This is a genomic window from Nesterenkonia sphaerica (assembly GCF_005771565.1).
In the GTDB taxonomy this organism is placed as follows: Bacteria; Actinomycetota; Actinomycetes; order Actinomycetales; family Micrococcaceae; genus Nesterenkonia; species Nesterenkonia sphaerica.
Genome location: NZ_VAWA01000011.1, coordinates 59,872 through 74,204 on the forward strand (window position 1 = coordinate 59,872; position 14,333 = coordinate 74,204).

The 14,333-nt window shown below is 61.8% G+C and carries 14 protein-coding genes; 5 read left to right on the forward strand and 9 right to left on the reverse strand.

Annotated elements, in window-relative coordinates:
* Window positions 1–106 precede the first annotated feature (106 nt).
* From FEF27_RS09350 to FEF27_RS09360, 3 genes are read left to right on the forward strand one after another with little or no spacing between them, the layout of a single operon-like run.
* Complete coding sequence (locus FEF27_RS09350) at window positions 107–313, forward strand: hypothetical protein (protein ID WP_138170593.1); 207 nt, start codon at window positions 107–109, stop codon at window positions 311–313.
* A complete protein-coding gene (locus FEF27_RS09355) occupies window positions 310–1,770 on the forward strand; it encodes a sodium:solute symporter family protein (protein WP_138170594.1) in 1,461 nt (486 codons plus the stop codon). Before FEF27_RS09350 ends, FEF27_RS09355 begins: the two co-directional genes overlap by 4 nt.
* Window positions 1,767–2,579, forward strand: coding sequence for a spermidine synthase (locus tag FEF27_RS09360; RefSeq protein ID WP_138170595.1), 813 nt, complete (start codon window positions 1,767–1,769; stop codon window positions 2,577–2,579). The genes FEF27_RS09355 and FEF27_RS09360 overlap by 4 nt, the downstream gene beginning before the upstream one ends.
* Window positions 2,580–2,590: 11 nt before the next feature.
* Here FEF27_RS09360 and FEF27_RS09365 read toward each other — a convergent pair whose 3' ends face one another.
* The 8 genes from FEF27_RS09365 to FEF27_RS09400 form a co-directional block, all read right to left on the reverse strand.
* Window positions 2,591–3,580: an aldo/keto reductase gene (locus FEF27_RS09365; protein WP_138170596.1), complete on the reverse strand. Its 990-nt coding sequence runs from the start codon at window positions 3,578–3,580 to the stop codon at window positions 2,591–2,593.
* Window positions 3,573–4,259 (reverse strand): DUF2238 domain-containing protein, encoded by a 687-nt coding sequence (locus tag FEF27_RS09370; protein WP_138170597.1) that lies wholly within the window; start codon window positions 4,257–4,259, stop codon window positions 3,573–3,575. Before FEF27_RS09370 ends, FEF27_RS09365 begins: the two co-directional genes overlap by 8 nt.
* Window positions 4,260–4,323: 64 nt before the next feature.
* The gene (gene glsA, locus FEF27_RS09375) at window positions 4,324–6,120 is read right to left on the reverse strand and encodes a glutaminase A (protein WP_138170598.1); all 1,797 of its coding nucleotides are present in this window, start codon (window positions 6,118–6,120) and stop codon (window positions 4,324–4,326) included.
* A gap of 907 nt (window positions 6,121–7,027) precedes the next feature.
* Entirely contained in the window at window positions 7,028–7,813 is a 786-nt protein-coding gene (locus FEF27_RS09380; RefSeq protein WP_138170599.1) for an SDR family NAD(P)-dependent oxidoreductase, read from the reverse strand.
* Between the two features lie 5 nt (window positions 7,814–7,818).
* A complete protein-coding gene (locus FEF27_RS09385; RefSeq protein WP_138170600.1) occupies window positions 7,819–8,589 on the reverse strand; it encodes an SDR family NAD(P)-dependent oxidoreductase in 771 nt (256 codons plus the stop codon).
* 1 nt (window position 8,590) lies between these two features.
* Entirely contained in the window at window positions 8,591–9,988 is a 1,398-nt protein-coding gene (locus tag FEF27_RS09390) for an MFS transporter (protein WP_138170601.1), read from the reverse strand.
* 51 nt (window positions 9,989–10,039) lie between these two features.
* Window positions 10,040–10,927 carry a polysaccharide deacetylase family protein gene (locus tag FEF27_RS09395; protein ID WP_138170602.1) on the reverse strand — a complete coding sequence of 296 codons (888 nt, stop codon included), beginning with the start codon at window positions 10,925–10,927 and terminating at the stop codon, window positions 10,040–10,042.
* A 72-nt stretch (window positions 10,928–10,999) separates the two neighbouring features.
* Window positions 11,000–12,007 carry an asparaginase gene (locus FEF27_RS09400; protein WP_166429985.1) on the reverse strand — a complete coding sequence of 336 codons (1,008 nt, stop codon included), beginning with the start codon at window positions 12,005–12,007 and terminating at the stop codon, window positions 11,000–11,002.
* A gap of 161 nt (window positions 12,008–12,168) precedes the next feature.
* Between FEF27_RS09400 and FEF27_RS09405 the strand changes: the two genes are divergently transcribed.
* Window positions 12,169–13,209 (forward strand): LacI family DNA-binding transcriptional regulator, encoded by a 1,041-nt coding sequence (locus FEF27_RS09405; protein ID WP_138170604.1) that lies wholly within the window; start codon window positions 12,169–12,171, stop codon window positions 13,207–13,209.
* A 30-nt stretch (window positions 13,210–13,239) separates the two neighbouring features.
* Here the strand turns inward: FEF27_RS09405 and FEF27_RS09410 are convergent, their stop codons facing one another.
* On the reverse strand, window positions 13,240–13,497 hold the full coding sequence (locus tag FEF27_RS09410) for a PspC domain-containing protein (RefSeq protein WP_138170605.1): 258 nt from the start codon (window positions 13,495–13,497) through the stop codon (window positions 13,240–13,242).
* A gap of 151 nt (window positions 13,498–13,648) precedes the next feature.
* On the opposite strand from FEF27_RS09410, the gene FEF27_RS09415 reads away from it, so the two are divergent.
* Window positions 13,649–14,272 (forward strand): flavin reductase family protein, encoded by a 624-nt coding sequence (locus FEF27_RS09415; RefSeq protein WP_138170606.1) that lies wholly within the window; start codon window positions 13,649–13,651, stop codon window positions 14,270–14,272.
* The last annotated feature ends 61 nt before the right edge of the window (window positions 14,273–14,333 follow it).

A 14,333-nucleotide genomic window follows, 5' to 3' on the forward strand; every position in this document is an offset into this window, starting at 1 on the left:
GCTCAGGCGCTGCATCAGCTTCGGCCCGGTCTGGCATATGCCAGACCGGGCCTCGCTGTGTCCGCGTTATGGTCATCTCTACCCTGAGAGGGGGTATCCTAGGCCGGTGCGACGGCCTGAACTCAAGACCCCCTGGACCACCTGGCTGCTGGTCAGCGTCCCGGTGATCATGCTGGCAATGTTTGTGGTGCCATACACCCTGCTGCGCGAGGTGGACGCCTGGTACGGAAGCCTCCTGTTCTGGACCGTGGGGACCGCAGCTGTGATCACCATCAATATTGTTATCGCTCTGACCTGGGAGAATGAGAAATGACCCCGGGGTGGGTCTGGACCGGGGTGGCGGTCTACGTCGCGGTGGCTCTCGTCGCGGCGCTGTGGTCGCGCGCCGGGCGCTCAGCTGATATGTCCGACTACTTCCTCGGCGGACGCCGCATGGGAGGTTTCGTCTCCGCGATGAGCTACTCGGCCACCACGTACTCAGCGTTCATGATGATCGGCTTGGCCGGGCTGACCTACGCCGGTGGGGTGGGCGCGCTGGGATTCGAGCTTCTCTACCTGTGCGGTGTGACCCTGGTGCTGGTCTTCGGACCGCGCTTCTGGCGGGTCGGGAAGGCCTATGGCTATGTGACACCCACTGAAATGATCGGGCACCGCTACAGCTCTCCTGTTGCCGGGACGACGACGGCCCTGGCCTCCTTCGTCTTTCTGCTGCCGTATGCCGCCGTTCAGCTGGCAGGGGTGGGCTACCTGCTCTCAGGCATGACTGGGGGCGCGATCAGCTTCACCGCCGGCACATTGGTGGCCCTGGTGCTGGCCGTGGCGTTCGCGATGATCGCCGGGCTGCGTTCGGTGGCCTGGACCGATTCTCTGCAGTCTGCGGTAATGATGCTCAGTGCCACACTGGTGGTCATCGTGGTGATCAGCCAGCTCGGCGGCGTCGGCGGATTTCTCGACTCACTCAGCACCGAGCACCCGGGTGCGCTCAGCGTGCCGGGTGCCGGGTTCTTCACCTTCAGCACGTTCCTTGCGCTGACGTTGCCCTGGATTTTTTTCTCCATCTCGAACCCGCAGGTCTCTCAGCGCCTGTTCACGCCCGGGTCCATGAGGGACCTGCGGCGGATGCTCATCGGGTTCCTGCTCTTCGGTTTCGTCTACACGTTCGTCGCGGTGTTCTGGGGTTTCGCCGCCCGGCTGGAGTTTCCTGAGCTGGCGGCGGCGGACGGTGCCACCCCCACCCTGCTGGCCTCGGACCTGGTACCTGCTCCTTTGGCCATCATTGTCATGATCGGTGTGCTGGCTGCCTGCGTGTCCACCATCGACTCCATCATGCTTACCTTGTCCTCCATGGTGAGCCGCGACGTGGTGGGGCCTGGGCGGCGGGTCAGTGAACGCGCCCAGCTGATGATCGGCAAGCTGGTCATCCCCGTGATCGGCGTACTGGCATATTGGTTCGCGCATCTGCAGCTGGACCTCATTGCCGTGCTGAGCGTCTCCGCCTCGGCGGGGCTGCTGGTGATGGTCCCGCCCATCATCGGGGCGTTCTTCTGGCGGCGCGGCACCGCGGCGGGAGTGATCAGCTCCGTGCTGGTGGCCGGCACGCTGGTGCTGGTCCTGGAGTTCTCCCAGGTCTCTCTGCTCGGCCAGGGCAGCGGGATTTGGGGATTGGCCGTGGCGGTGACAGTTTTTGTGGGGGTCAGCCTCGTCACCTCGGCGCCGCAGGCCCGCGCAGCAGACTTCATCAGCACTTCGGTGCGTAAGCGGCCCCTATGACGCTGCCTGCACGACGTCGCCTCTCCCACTCCGGGCAGTGGGCCGAGCTGTCCCGGGATGAGCTCACTGATCATGGTGTCATGCTCAGCATCGGTGGGGTGGAGCAGTCCCATGTGGAGCTCGGCGACCCTGACTTCCTGCTGCACGACTACCTCCGCCGGATGCGCTCGGTGCTGACCACCTGGTCCGCCGAACAGCACGGGCGTGTTTCCGGCTCAGTCCTGCACCTGGGTGCCGGCGCGCTGACCCTGCCGCGCTGGATATCTCACTGGCGGCCCGGCACAGAGCAGACCGTCGTTGACATCGAGCCTGAGCTGGTGACTTTCGTGCTGGAACACCTGCCGATGACACCGGCACCGGAGAATATCGTGGGCGACGCCGCCACTGTCCTCACCGCTGAAGGTGCCCTGTCAGGCAGATCCTTCGCCACAGTGGTGGTGGATCTGTTCAATTCGGCTGCTGCGCCGGCAGCACTGACCTCGCCGGAGTTCTTCCGCTTCGTATGGGCAGCCGTGGCGCCGGGCGGTCTCATGCTGGTCAATATGGGCGACGACGCCGGGATGACCTTCGCGAAGGGCCTGACCCAGACCATAGTGGATGCCTTGGCGCTGGGGCCTGGGTGCTGCCTGCTCAGCGCCCCGGCGGATGTGGTGGAGGGAGAGGCGGAGGGCAACCTCGTCTTCGCTGCCTCACACCACACGTTCTCAGAGGCCGAGCTGGGCCAGATTTGGGCGGCGGGCCCTCACCCGGCCGAGGTGCTCTCCGGTGACGAGCTCCAACTGTGGTGGGGGAATACCGAGCCGCACTGACCCGCCCCGGGTTACCACCGGTGGTGGACCTGCGGCTTGATCCTCGACTCATAGAGGGCCCGGACACCGTCGATGAAGTCCTGCGGCAGAGGCGGCAGATCGCCCGCAGCGCTGTTGCTGCGCGCCTGCTCAGCATTGCGCGCCCCCGGGATCACCGTGGTCACACCTTGCTGCTGTGCGACCCAGGCCAAGGCCGCCTGGGCAGGTTCCAGTCCCACCTGGCGGGCCAGGTGCGCAAACTCCGCGGCAGCGTCGACACCGGTGGAGAAGTCCACGCCGGCGAAAGTCTCTCCGACGTCGAAAGCCTCTCCATGCCGGTTGAAGCTGCGGTGGTCGTCAGCAGCGAACACCGTCTGTCTGGTGTACCGGCCGCTGAGCAGTCCCGACGCAAGCGGAACCCGGGCAATAATGCCCACCCCAGCGTCCATGGCAGCAGGAAGCACGGCCTCCAGAGGCTTCTGCCGGAAGGCGTTGAGGATGATCTGCACACTGGCCACGTGGGGCCGGGCGATGGCGGTCAGCGCCTGCTCGCAGGTCTCGACGCTCACTCCATATCCGGCAATCACCTCATCCTCCACCATTGCGTCTAACGCGTCGTAGACAGCGTCGGAATCCAGGACGGGGCTCTCGGGGCAATGCAGCTGGATGAGGTCCAATGTGTCGACGCCGAGGTTTCTCCGTGACCGATCTGCCCACTGCCGAAAGTTCTCTGCCGTGGCGAACTCCAACGAGGGTGTAGGTGCACGTCTGATCATCTTGGTGGCAACGGTGCCAGACCAGTCGGGGTTGGCTGCTCGCCACCGGCCGATCATCTGCTCGCTCCGGCCGTCTCCGTAGACATCGGCGGTATCGAAGAAGCTGACCCCGGTCTCAGCGGCCGCGTCGAGCACAGCGAAGGCGTCACTGTCCTCCACCGTGCCCCACCCGCCACCGATCTGCCACGTGCCCAGTCCCACCGAGGTGACGGGCAGGCCGGTGCTGCCTAGTGTGCGCTCATCCATCCGATCTCCTCTGTCTCTGGTCTACTGAGTCCGCAGTCTCTCGCACGTTCCTGACCTGCACCTGACGAGGTGCTGGCAAGGGGACGTGGAGCAGGGAGTCGAGATACTGCACCGGACGCCGCGTTCGGTGGATGATCAGCGCAGCGGCGATCAGGATTCCCGGCGCGCTGCCAAGCATCATGTCCGTCATGGTGTCGAAGTTGTGGTCCTGCGCCGAGGTGCCGAAAGCCATGTCCCAGAAGAACTCAGCCACCTCCCACAGCAGGGCAACGGAGGCCTTCACGGAAATGATGATGACGGCTTCGACCCACGGCGGCAGGTCAAGCCGGTAGCGGCGCAGCGTGACTCCCAAGGCGAACACAATGGCGAAGGCGATGAAGAACCCGGAGTAGAAGTGCACCCACTTATCCCACGGATCCCAGAGGTGGTAAATCCCCACGTGCTCCCCCACGAACGGGCCGGCGATCAGCAGCACAGCGTACTGCCACTGCAGACTGGCGGGCAGGCGCACGCGCGCCCACTTCTCAACCAGCACCGGGACAAAGACCGTGGGAAGCAGCAGCAGCGGGACCAGAAAACCGGGGCTGGCCTCGCGCACTGCGGCGTCGAGCAGTGCCACCAGCAGGAGCAGCCCGGTGGTGGCCATGGGGACGTGGCGAGTGATTTTTGTGGGGTGCATGGCGCGTGTCATCGCTGTACGACACTACAAGAGATGCGGCAGTCACCGCAGATCAGCGCCGGGTCTAGCCGAAAGTGGCTCCTGCACGCAGCGCACGCTCTGCCACCCGGTAGGCGTCCCGGGCCATCGCCCGCCACATCTGCAGTGCCACCAGGGGATGCTCGGCGGTGATCTCCTCGATGGCTTCCGCGGACAGGCGCAGCACGGCGAGGTCACTGATGGCGCGGACGGTGGTGTCCTGCACCCCGTCGGTGCCCAGCGCCAGCTCGCCGAAGGAGGTACCAGGGTTCATGGTCACCAGCCGCACGGTTCCGCCGCTGCGGTCCTGAACTGTGGCGATGACGGCGCCTTCTACGATCAGGTGGACCCCGGAGAATTGCTCTCCCACCTCGAGCACCACCTCGTCGGCGGAGAAGTGCACTTCTTCCATATAGCTGTCGACCACGCGCCGAGCGGAGCTGGAGAGATCCCTCAGCAAAGGGTGCTCATTGACCAAAGTCTGCTCATCGGTGGGCTGGCGGCCATGCCGGCGCAGCACCTCCGCCTCAGCCCAGCGCACGGCAGAGTCGAGGTCGTCAAAATACGGGCTGGCCTGATCAGTGCCCGCATCGGGGTCGGGCAGGACCCGCTGCGGGTCCACCACCGCCATCTCCGCGTCGGCCTCGCGCAGCGCAGCGCGCAGACCCCGCAGCGTGTCCTGCGCGACGTCGGCAATATCATCGACTTTCCGGACGTCCAGAATGACTAACTCAGGGGTGTCGTCGACTACTGCCCGCACAGCGTTCTCCGCACCGGCGAAGAGCAGATCCCCGTGAAGCTCGTAGACCATGGACCGCTCCGCGTGTGCATCCAGTACTGCCTGATCCGCCTCGGGCCTGCTCCGGCGGGGAGAGACCTGGGAGAGCGGGTACCGGGACCGCACCGCTGTGGTCGACATCCTGCCTACGTGCATCAGGTGCATATCCATGTCGTTGGACATGCGTTCACAAACTTGCACTCCGCGGGCGCTGGTTCCGTGGGCGTCCAGACGCGGGGAGAAAACCGCCAGGCCCACCTGTCCGGGAAGCACAGCGATGATGCCGCCACTGACCCCGCTCTTGGCAGGCATCCCCACCGCGGAGATCCAGTCGCCGGCGGCGTCGTACATGCCGCAGGTTGCCATCACGCTCAGCACCCGTTCCACATAGGCGGGCTCCAGCATGCGCCGCTGGGTGACCGGTTGGACGCCGCCATTGGCCAATGTGGCCGCCATCACGGCCAAGTCACGGGTGTTGACGCTGACAGCGCATTGGCGCACGTAGAGGTCCAGCTGCTCCTCCGGGTCACCGTGGAGAATGTTGAACTCGCGCAGCATATGCGCAATCGCGCGGTTGCGATGGGCGGTGGTCAGCTCGGAGGTGTAGACCTTCTCATCCACCTCGAGGTCACGCCCGGCGAAACCACTGAGCCAGTCGAGCACGCGGGCGAAGCGACTCTCCGTGTTCTCGCCCGCTATCAATGAGGCCGCAGTGATGGCTCCCGCGTTGATCATGGGGTTGGGCGGTCGCCCAGTATCAGAGGCGAGACTGATCTCGTTGAAGGCCTCACCGGAGGGCTCGACGTCGACCTTCTCGGCGACTCCTTGGAAGCCGCGGTCGGCCAGGGCCAGGGCGTAGGTGAACGGCTTGGAGATCGACTGGATGCTGAAGCAGGTCTCGGCCTCCCCCAGGGTGTAAACATGTCCGTCCACAGTGGCCAGAGCCAGGGCGAATCGGTCGGGGTCGGTCTGGGCCAGTTCCGGGATGTAGGAGGCTACCTCGCCCTCAGTGCCGCTGCACTGTTCGACGATGCTCTCGAGGTACTGCTGAACGGGGCTGCGCATTCAGCGAACGTAGCACTCCGCCCTGTGCAGTTGCACAGACCCCCTACGTTCGTCTTCGCGGTGATGGGCTCCGAGATCCCGGCGGAGGCTTCGGTGGCGGGGATCGGAGGACGTAGGTGGCCACCGACACCTATTCACCCCCTGCGCCCCACCACGGCACCAAGGGACAGTGCGACTGGAGGCAATGGTGTGACGACAATATCAGCGGCCCAGTCTGGGCTCCCTGCCACCATCGAGGCTTGCCCTCCGTATCCAGCAAGTAGGTGAGAGTGAGACTGTAGAGGGGTTGCGTGAAGCCGCAGTCTACGGCGCTGGCCAGTTTGCCCCGATGATGCGGGTCGCCAGCTCAATGCCCTGGTTCTTCTAGGGCCGAGGGACTCCTGCCGAGCACAGGCTTCGCTTGACCCCAGCGAAGTGAGGTAAGAGGCAAGCTAGCTGACTAATAACGTCCATGTCTCCCCACGGTCTCCCATGACGACCTCAGCACGTTCGCCTCCGGAAATCATACGCGACGTCAACGACCCGGCCAGCAAAGCTAGGATAACCTGAGTGGCTGGTACAGGCCGTGCCTCTCCCGAGGCGGAGTCCGTACGGTCGATCGGAAACATCTCGCGGGTGGTTGCAACCGCGCGATGCGCGGGTGCCTGGAGTATTGCTGTCTCTACCGCCGTGCCCTCCACGCCGCGTGCATTCAACAGCCGGGCCGTATGCTCCAGCAGGAGCTCGGAACTGATGCAAACGGTGCTTGGCCGGCCCGCTAAGCCAACGGTCCACCCCACACCTGTGGCCCGGACTCTCAGTGCCGGTGTAATCCCGGCAAGGAGCCTAGCTACCAAGGGTTTCGCGTAGGACGTTGCCAGGATCGGACCAGCCCAGTCCTGGGGGGTCACTCCACACGCCCCACACATCAGAGCATCACGTCTCCGCAATTGGGTCCGAGAGTCTGGCCGACGTAGATGTTGCCGCCCGGAGATGAAGCGAGCATGACCGCCGTGGGTGCTACTTCGTCCGCTGTACCAAATCTTCGCAGAGGGAGCTCAGACCGTTTTTCGACTTTCCACGCCTCGCTGATACCAGCTACCATCGGGGTCTCAATAGGCCCGGGGGCGATGGCGTTGACCAACACACCCTGGGCAGAGACCTCCATGGCCAGAGATTTGGTCATGGCAATCACCCCTGCTTTGGCCGCTGCGTAGTGAGCCATTCCTGAGCCACCTTTTTGACCAAGTTGGGAGGCGACGTTGATGATCCGCCCCTCGCCGCGTTCTAGCATGCCGTTGAGCACGGCACGGTTAAGGAGAAACACGCTAGTCAGATCGATCGCGAGCGTCTCTTCCCAGGTGGCCAGACTCATTTGCGCCAACGGCGATTCGGTCAGTATGCCGTGGGAGGTCACCAGAATGTCGATTCGGCCTAGAGCAGTAATCGCTTCTCCGGTCCCGACCCTGACGGACTCTTCCGAGGCGGCGTCGAACACTATAGGAACTGTGCCGGTTCCTACTCGCTCATTCAGCATTTCAGAGGCCTCGGTCACCTTTGGCGAACGGTCGGCCAAAGCGACGCGAGCTCCGGCGGAGCTCAGATGCGCTGCAATGGCTCGGCCGATCCCGCTGGCTGCGCCGGTGACAAGGGCTGTGCGACCTTGGAGGACACCGCCATAACTGGGAAGGTTCGAATCAGATGCAGGTTTCATTTTTTCTAACCTCTCATCGCTACAGTCAAGCCGCCGTCAACCGTGAGTTCTTGACCTGTGAGATAGGAGGCGTGCTCGGAGAGCAGGAAGCCAATCACACTGGCCACTTCGTCGGGCTTTCCGACTCGGCCCCAGGGAATGTACTCCCCCGCAGCCTTCAGGCCTCGGGGCCCCAGTGAGTTCACTGCGTCTAGAGACTGCGGTGTTTCAATGAGTCCCGGAATCACAGCGTTGGACCGGATCCCCCGGGGTCCAAACTCCACGGCAAGGCTGCGGCTCAGCCCGATCACGCCTGCCTTGGCGGCAGCGTAGTGAGCGTGTTCGGCCCATCCGTAGTAGCCACCGACGATGGAGGAAGTCGCCACGATGGAGCTCCCGTGTCCCAAATGCGGGAGACTTGCCCGAACCAGTCGCATCACCCCGTGAAGGTCCACCTGTAAGAGCTCATCCCACCTCGCGTCATCCATTTGACCCATTGGCGCTTGCCTTAGAATCCCGGCGTTGGCGACCACGTGGTTGACGGCGCCGAAGCGCTCAATGGACGATTGGATGAATGTGTCGACCGACTCGGTAGAACTGACGTCCAAACCGACGATTATTCCTTCTCCTCCAATTGCCTTTACTCGGTCTAGCGTCTGTTCCGGGTCGTGCGGATCTTTGTCGTAGTACCCGATTACGACCTTGTGCCCCTGGCCCGAGAGGAACTCCGCCGTGGAACATCCGATACCCGAGGCTGCGCCGCTTATAACTGTGACCGGCGAGTTCCCAGATTTCATCTCACTGAGCCTTAGCTGCCTGGGCTACCTCGTCAGTCGGACGCAGGGCCGGGATCGGCACGTCTTCACGAGGTACGTCGGTGTCGACTTTCTTGGCAGCGAGCATGACCAATCCTGAAACGAAGGTACCGGCCGCGCCCACCACCAGCGCTGCGGTGGAGAATTCGAAGGATGCGGCCACAATTGCGGTAAGAATGAATCCTCCGATCACAGCCCCGGGCTGGCTGAAGGCGCTGATAAATGCTGAGCCTGTCGCGCGGCAGTCAGCGTCGTAACACTCGGCTTGGAAGTACATAATGGCAGCGTACGGGCCAAGCAGGAAGAACAGTCCAATCATGTAGAGCGGTAACACGAAGGCTGGGTCATTAGGCCCGAGCATCATGATGGCGAAGGCCATGCCGGAAATCAGCCAGCCGAACACCACCGCGTTCTTGCGCCCGAACTTGTCTCCCAGGAAGCCATGGGTGAGGTAGCCGAGGGCACCGACGAGGTTTGCGCCGACGATCATTAGCAGTGCACTGTTGGCGTCCACCCCTTTGCCCGATTCCAGCACGGATGTTCCCAAGACAGAGAATGTGGCAATGCCGAACCAGTTCAATGTCCAGGCCAAAGAGAGGACAATCGTGTTTCGGCGGTGCTTTCCGCTAAATATTCGCTTCAGTGGCACTTCCTTCTCAACCCGCAGGCCGGTGGCTGCGGAGAGCGCCTCAGCCTCCTCTGTTTGACCAGCCTTGCGGAGCTCGCGAATCCTCTTCATGGTGGTGAACTGCGGTGTCTCTTTGAGAAGGAACCAAATCAACGCGAACACGATCATCGAGGGAATGATCGAAAGGAGGAAGGCAATGCGCCAATTCTCCGCACCGAACCAGTAGCTGGTCAGTGCTACGAAGCCGGCCGCTAGTAATGCGCCCACGGGCCAGCCGGACTGCACCAGGGAGTAGAAGAAGCCCTGGTTCCGTTTGATCTTCTTAGACTCTGTCTGCGCGAAGACCTCATTTAGATAAGTTCCATTGACGTTCTGCTCGGCAAGTCCGAGGCCAGTGAAGCCACGGACAGCGACCACAGAGGTCGCTCCCTGGACGGCCGCGGTGGCGACACCGGCGATAGCAGTTCCACCCACCGAGGCCATCATTCCCTTGCGTCGACCCATGCGGTCAACCAGTGGCCCGAAGATGATGATAACCACGAAGATCGCGGCACTGGCCAGGGTGGAGACCAGCAGGGCAAAACTCTGAGTCCATCCGAAGGTTTCTTCAATGCGCGGCAACAGGGTGCCAAAAAGGATGAAGTCATAGACGGCGATGCTCCATGCTACGAAGCAGATTATTGTGACAATCACGGTCTGCTTTGCGGAGATTTTCGCCATGGGTTTGGGTTGCTCAACTGTTGGGGTCGACATCAGTTGTCCTTATTCCGGTAAGTGGGGCGAGATTTCTTGGGGTGTGCGGGGTCAGCTATGGCGCGGGGAGCGCCTCAGGAAGTCGTCGGCGATGGTGTCAAACTGGGCCCATTTGATGCCCTCGTGGGAGTTAATGTGCTCAATAAGCCTTTCGAGCATCAGCAGCACCTGTGGGCGTCCAGAAACGTCCGGGTGAACAGTGATGGTGAAGACCGCGTATTCGCTCTCCCGGTATACCCAGTCGAACTGGTCGCGCCACATCTCTTCGATGTGCCGTGGGTTGACAAAGCCGTGGCTGTTAGGGCTGCCCTTGATAAACATCATTGGGGGCAGATCGTCCAGGTACCAGGAGGCGGGAATTTCGACGAGGTCTGTCTCTTCACCCCGGACCAGCGGTTTCATCCAGCTGCTGGCTGGCTTGTCATAGTTGATCTTCGACTGTTCCCAGTTGTCACCGACTCGCACGTAATAGGGCTCAAAGTCCCGGTGCATCAGGGAGTGATCGTATTTGATGCCCTGTTCCAACAACAGTTCGTTGGTGACGGTAGAGAATTCCCACCAGGGCGCAACGTAGCCAGTAGGGCGGCGTCCGCTACGTTTTTCGATCAGATCGATACAGTAGGTGAGAATTTCGGTTTCCTGATTCCGTGTCATCGCAATCGGGTTTTCGTGACTGTAGCCGTGAACTCCGATCTCATGGCCTGCGGCGACCACCTGATCGAACTGCTCTGGAAAGGTTTCAATGGAATGCCCGGGCCAGAACCAGGTGGCAGGCAAGTCGTATTTGGCCAGTAGGTTGTTCAGCCGTGGCACACCCACCTCACCAGCGAATATTCCACGGGAGATGTCCCCTGGTGAGTCCTCACCGCCGTAGGACCCCAACCAGCCGCCGACGGCGTCGACATCGATCCCCAGTGCTACGTAAATTTCTTTCGCCATGATGGCCGTCCTCTTTCTACTCTTGCTCGTTTGGCAACTTTTTCTGGTCTTCTTCTCGGGTTCGCGTCAACTTCAGTTCGCGCTGTGCACCCATTGCTCGAGTCGTTCTCTGGCCTGATCTCGTGGGTATGCGCTAAGAATGAGTGCCAGCAGTACGCGCGCTTGGGTCCCCGGCAGATCACCGAGCCCTACAGCACCGGCTTCGAGAGCGTCGATCGCCCCACCGCCGCGGTAGATCGGAGCCACTGACCCGCCCAACGTTCTGGTGGCGAGACCAACGACCACACCGGCTCGGACCGCTTCCCTGATGGCCTCCACCATTGCACTGCCAGGATTGCCCGCACCCGTGCCCAAAACAATAAGTCCTGACGCACCAGCTTCTAACGCACTCCGAATGAGCGCGCCGTCGGCCCCGGGGTAGCTGAGAATCATCTCCACCCGCGGCTCCCGCAAATTCCACGCGATCTCATCCAAGGCTGGCTTTTTCCGCGGTTCATTGAAGTACTGCGGCTTGCCATCGACGACACGCCCCAGCGCCCCACCCCTAGGCGACTGGAATGGCTGCATCAAGGAAGTGTGAGTCTTGCGCAGCGGGATGGCCGCATGAATCTCTTCACCGAACACCAGCAGTACCCCGTGTGACCGCGAGGCCGGGCTCGCGGCTACAGCAAGTGCATCGCGGAGGTTCCGCGGCCCGTCGCTATCAGTGTGGTCAAGGCTGCGCTGGGCACCGGTGAAGACCACGGGGCGCACGTCGTCGTGAGTTAGCGCCAGCAATGCCAGTGTCTCTTCCATGGTGTCGGTACCATGCGTGATCACCACCCCGTCAACATCATCGCGACGGAGAATGTTGCGGCTTGCGGCTTCAATCCTGGCCAGGTCGGCGAACGTGAAGTTAAAGGAATTCTCCACTGCTATGTCTTGTGTCTCGATCTTGATTTCGGTGATCAGATCTACCGTGGATCGGGCTCTCAACGTGGCCATGAGCTGCGCCGCAGAGTCACTGGCGCGTGACCCCCCAGCAGCACTTTCCCGTGAGGAGATGGTGCCGCCGGTGGCGAGAAGGACGATGCGGGGCAAGAGGACCTCAATTCGAGTGATGTGGCTTACGTCTCACATTCCACCACACACAATCGATTGCGGCAATCGTTTTCGTAGATTTTCGTGTAAATTCCTTGTATCGACTTTCTGACCTCCTGGCATTGTGTGAGGGCGATAAGGTGAGACTGAAGGAGGTGCAGATGGCACAGCAGAGGGCGCGAGCAGTTACTCAACGTGGGCTTGCCCAGCTTGCGGGCGTCAGTGTGGCCACAGTGTCAAGGGTGCTGAGCTCACCTCCGGATCAGCGGCAACGCTGGGCCGCCCCAGAGACGGTGCAGACCATTCTCGCCCTCGCCGAAAACCATGGATACACACGCAACCCTCACGCGACCAGCCTTCGCACCTCACGGTCAAACCTCGTCGGGGTGATGGTTCCTCGCTTGCAGGACTTTGTTCTCGCAACGATCTATGAAGGCATTGAAGAAGCCGCCATGGAGAATGGGATCAATACTTACGTGATGAACTCCCTTGATGACACGAAATTGCAGCGGACACGCACCCGAGCAATGCTTGACCGCCGGGTCGATGGACTGATCTTCGGCGATGCTCACTTAGATGACCCATTCTTGGACGAACTGCGTGAGCAGGGCGTCCCCCTGGTACTCACCTCGCGGCGTCGCGACGGACACGTCGCTGTAACCAATGATGACTATCTGGGAGGTCGCCTGGTAGCTGAGCATTTACTGGAGCTCGGCCGCACCGAGGTCGTCGTTCTGGCAGGCTTGGAGTTTGCGTCGACTGCGTATGACCGCACCCGGGGTCTGATCGACAGACTGGCTGAGGTCGGCATTGATGTGCCAAAGAGCCACTTGATTTACCGAGGATTCGATACTGGCGCCGGGCGCCAAGCCATGGGCGAGATCCTAGAGGCGAAAATCCGCCCTAATGCCGTGTTCGCGACCAATGACTTCGCGGCTATCGGTGCCCTGGGAGTTCTTCAAGACCACGGATTCTCCGTCCCCAGCGATGTTGCCCTGATCGGTTACAACGACACACCGTTAGCCGAGTCCGTGGGAATCCCCATGACCACGGTTCGCTCAAAGATGCACCTGATGGGGCGAGAGTCCTTGCTCACCTTGCTCGCGCTCATGGCTGGCGAAGAGGTTGAGTCTCAGAAGCTAGAGCCTGAGCTCATCGTCCGTGCCTCATCTGCGGCGCCTAACTTTCGGTCCCGTAGATGAAGTTTGGTTAGATCTCGGGGCACCTCGACACTAGTGCTGGGACCTGCGCTGATTTTCCAACATACGCTCCAGCGGGATGGAACCGTCCTGCCAGGGCGTCAGCACCCAAACCAGCAGGTAGAGCCCGAGCCCCACCACAGGCAGCAGGAAGGAGAGCAAGAAGAGCAGCCTTACGAGCCAGACATTGGCGCTCAGGCTGCGTGCCACGCTTCCGGCGATTCCGGCGACCAGTCGATCGGGGCCGCGTCGGAACCCGGTGTTGCGGATCATGTTGAAGAAGCTCTCCATATGCTCGACATTACGCGGCAGCCGCCCGCCCGACAAGACGCCTGCACTTGATTTGTTGCGGCTCCACCTCGCCAGTGTCTCGGGGGTGCCGCTGCGCGCCGTATTGTGTGGAATGCCTGCCGAAATTGCCGTCGATGTTGAAGGATCTGTGATGGACGCCAGTGAGACGTACTTCTATGAACCCGCTGCCGGACACGGCCTGCCGCATTCGCCGTTCAACTCCATTGTCGCGCCGCGGCCTATCGGGTGGATTTCGAGTCAGGACCGTGCAGGAAAGCTCAACTTGGCGCCGTTCAGCTTCTTCAACGCCTTCAATTACACCCCGCCGATTATCGGGTTTGCGAGCAACGGCCAAAAAGACTCACTGCACAATGCTGAGGCCACTGGGGAGTTCTGCTGGAACTTGGCAGATGAAGATCTCTTTGAGGCCATGAACGAGACCTCCGCGATGGTTCCGCCTGAGGTGGATGAGTTCTCGCTCGCGGGAGTCTCTCCGGCTGCGTCAACAGTGGTGTCCGTACCGCATGTGGCCGAAGCCAAAACCGTGTTTGAATGCCGTACCTCTCAGGTGATTCCGTTGGTGACCGCTGACGGTGCAGAAACAGTCACCCATGTGGTCTTCGGGGAAGTTGTAGGCGTGCACATTCACCGGTCGCTGCTGCGCGACGGCGTGTACCAGACCTCGCACGCTCGCCCGATGCTGCGCGGAGGGGGTCCCTCGACGTACTTCACCATTCGCAGCGAAAACATCCGGAACCTCCCCCGCCCCGCCTGATTCCGCTTGCTCTGATAGTGCTCGCCCGACCGGGGGCGTGTCCGTGGTGGGAAATAAAATT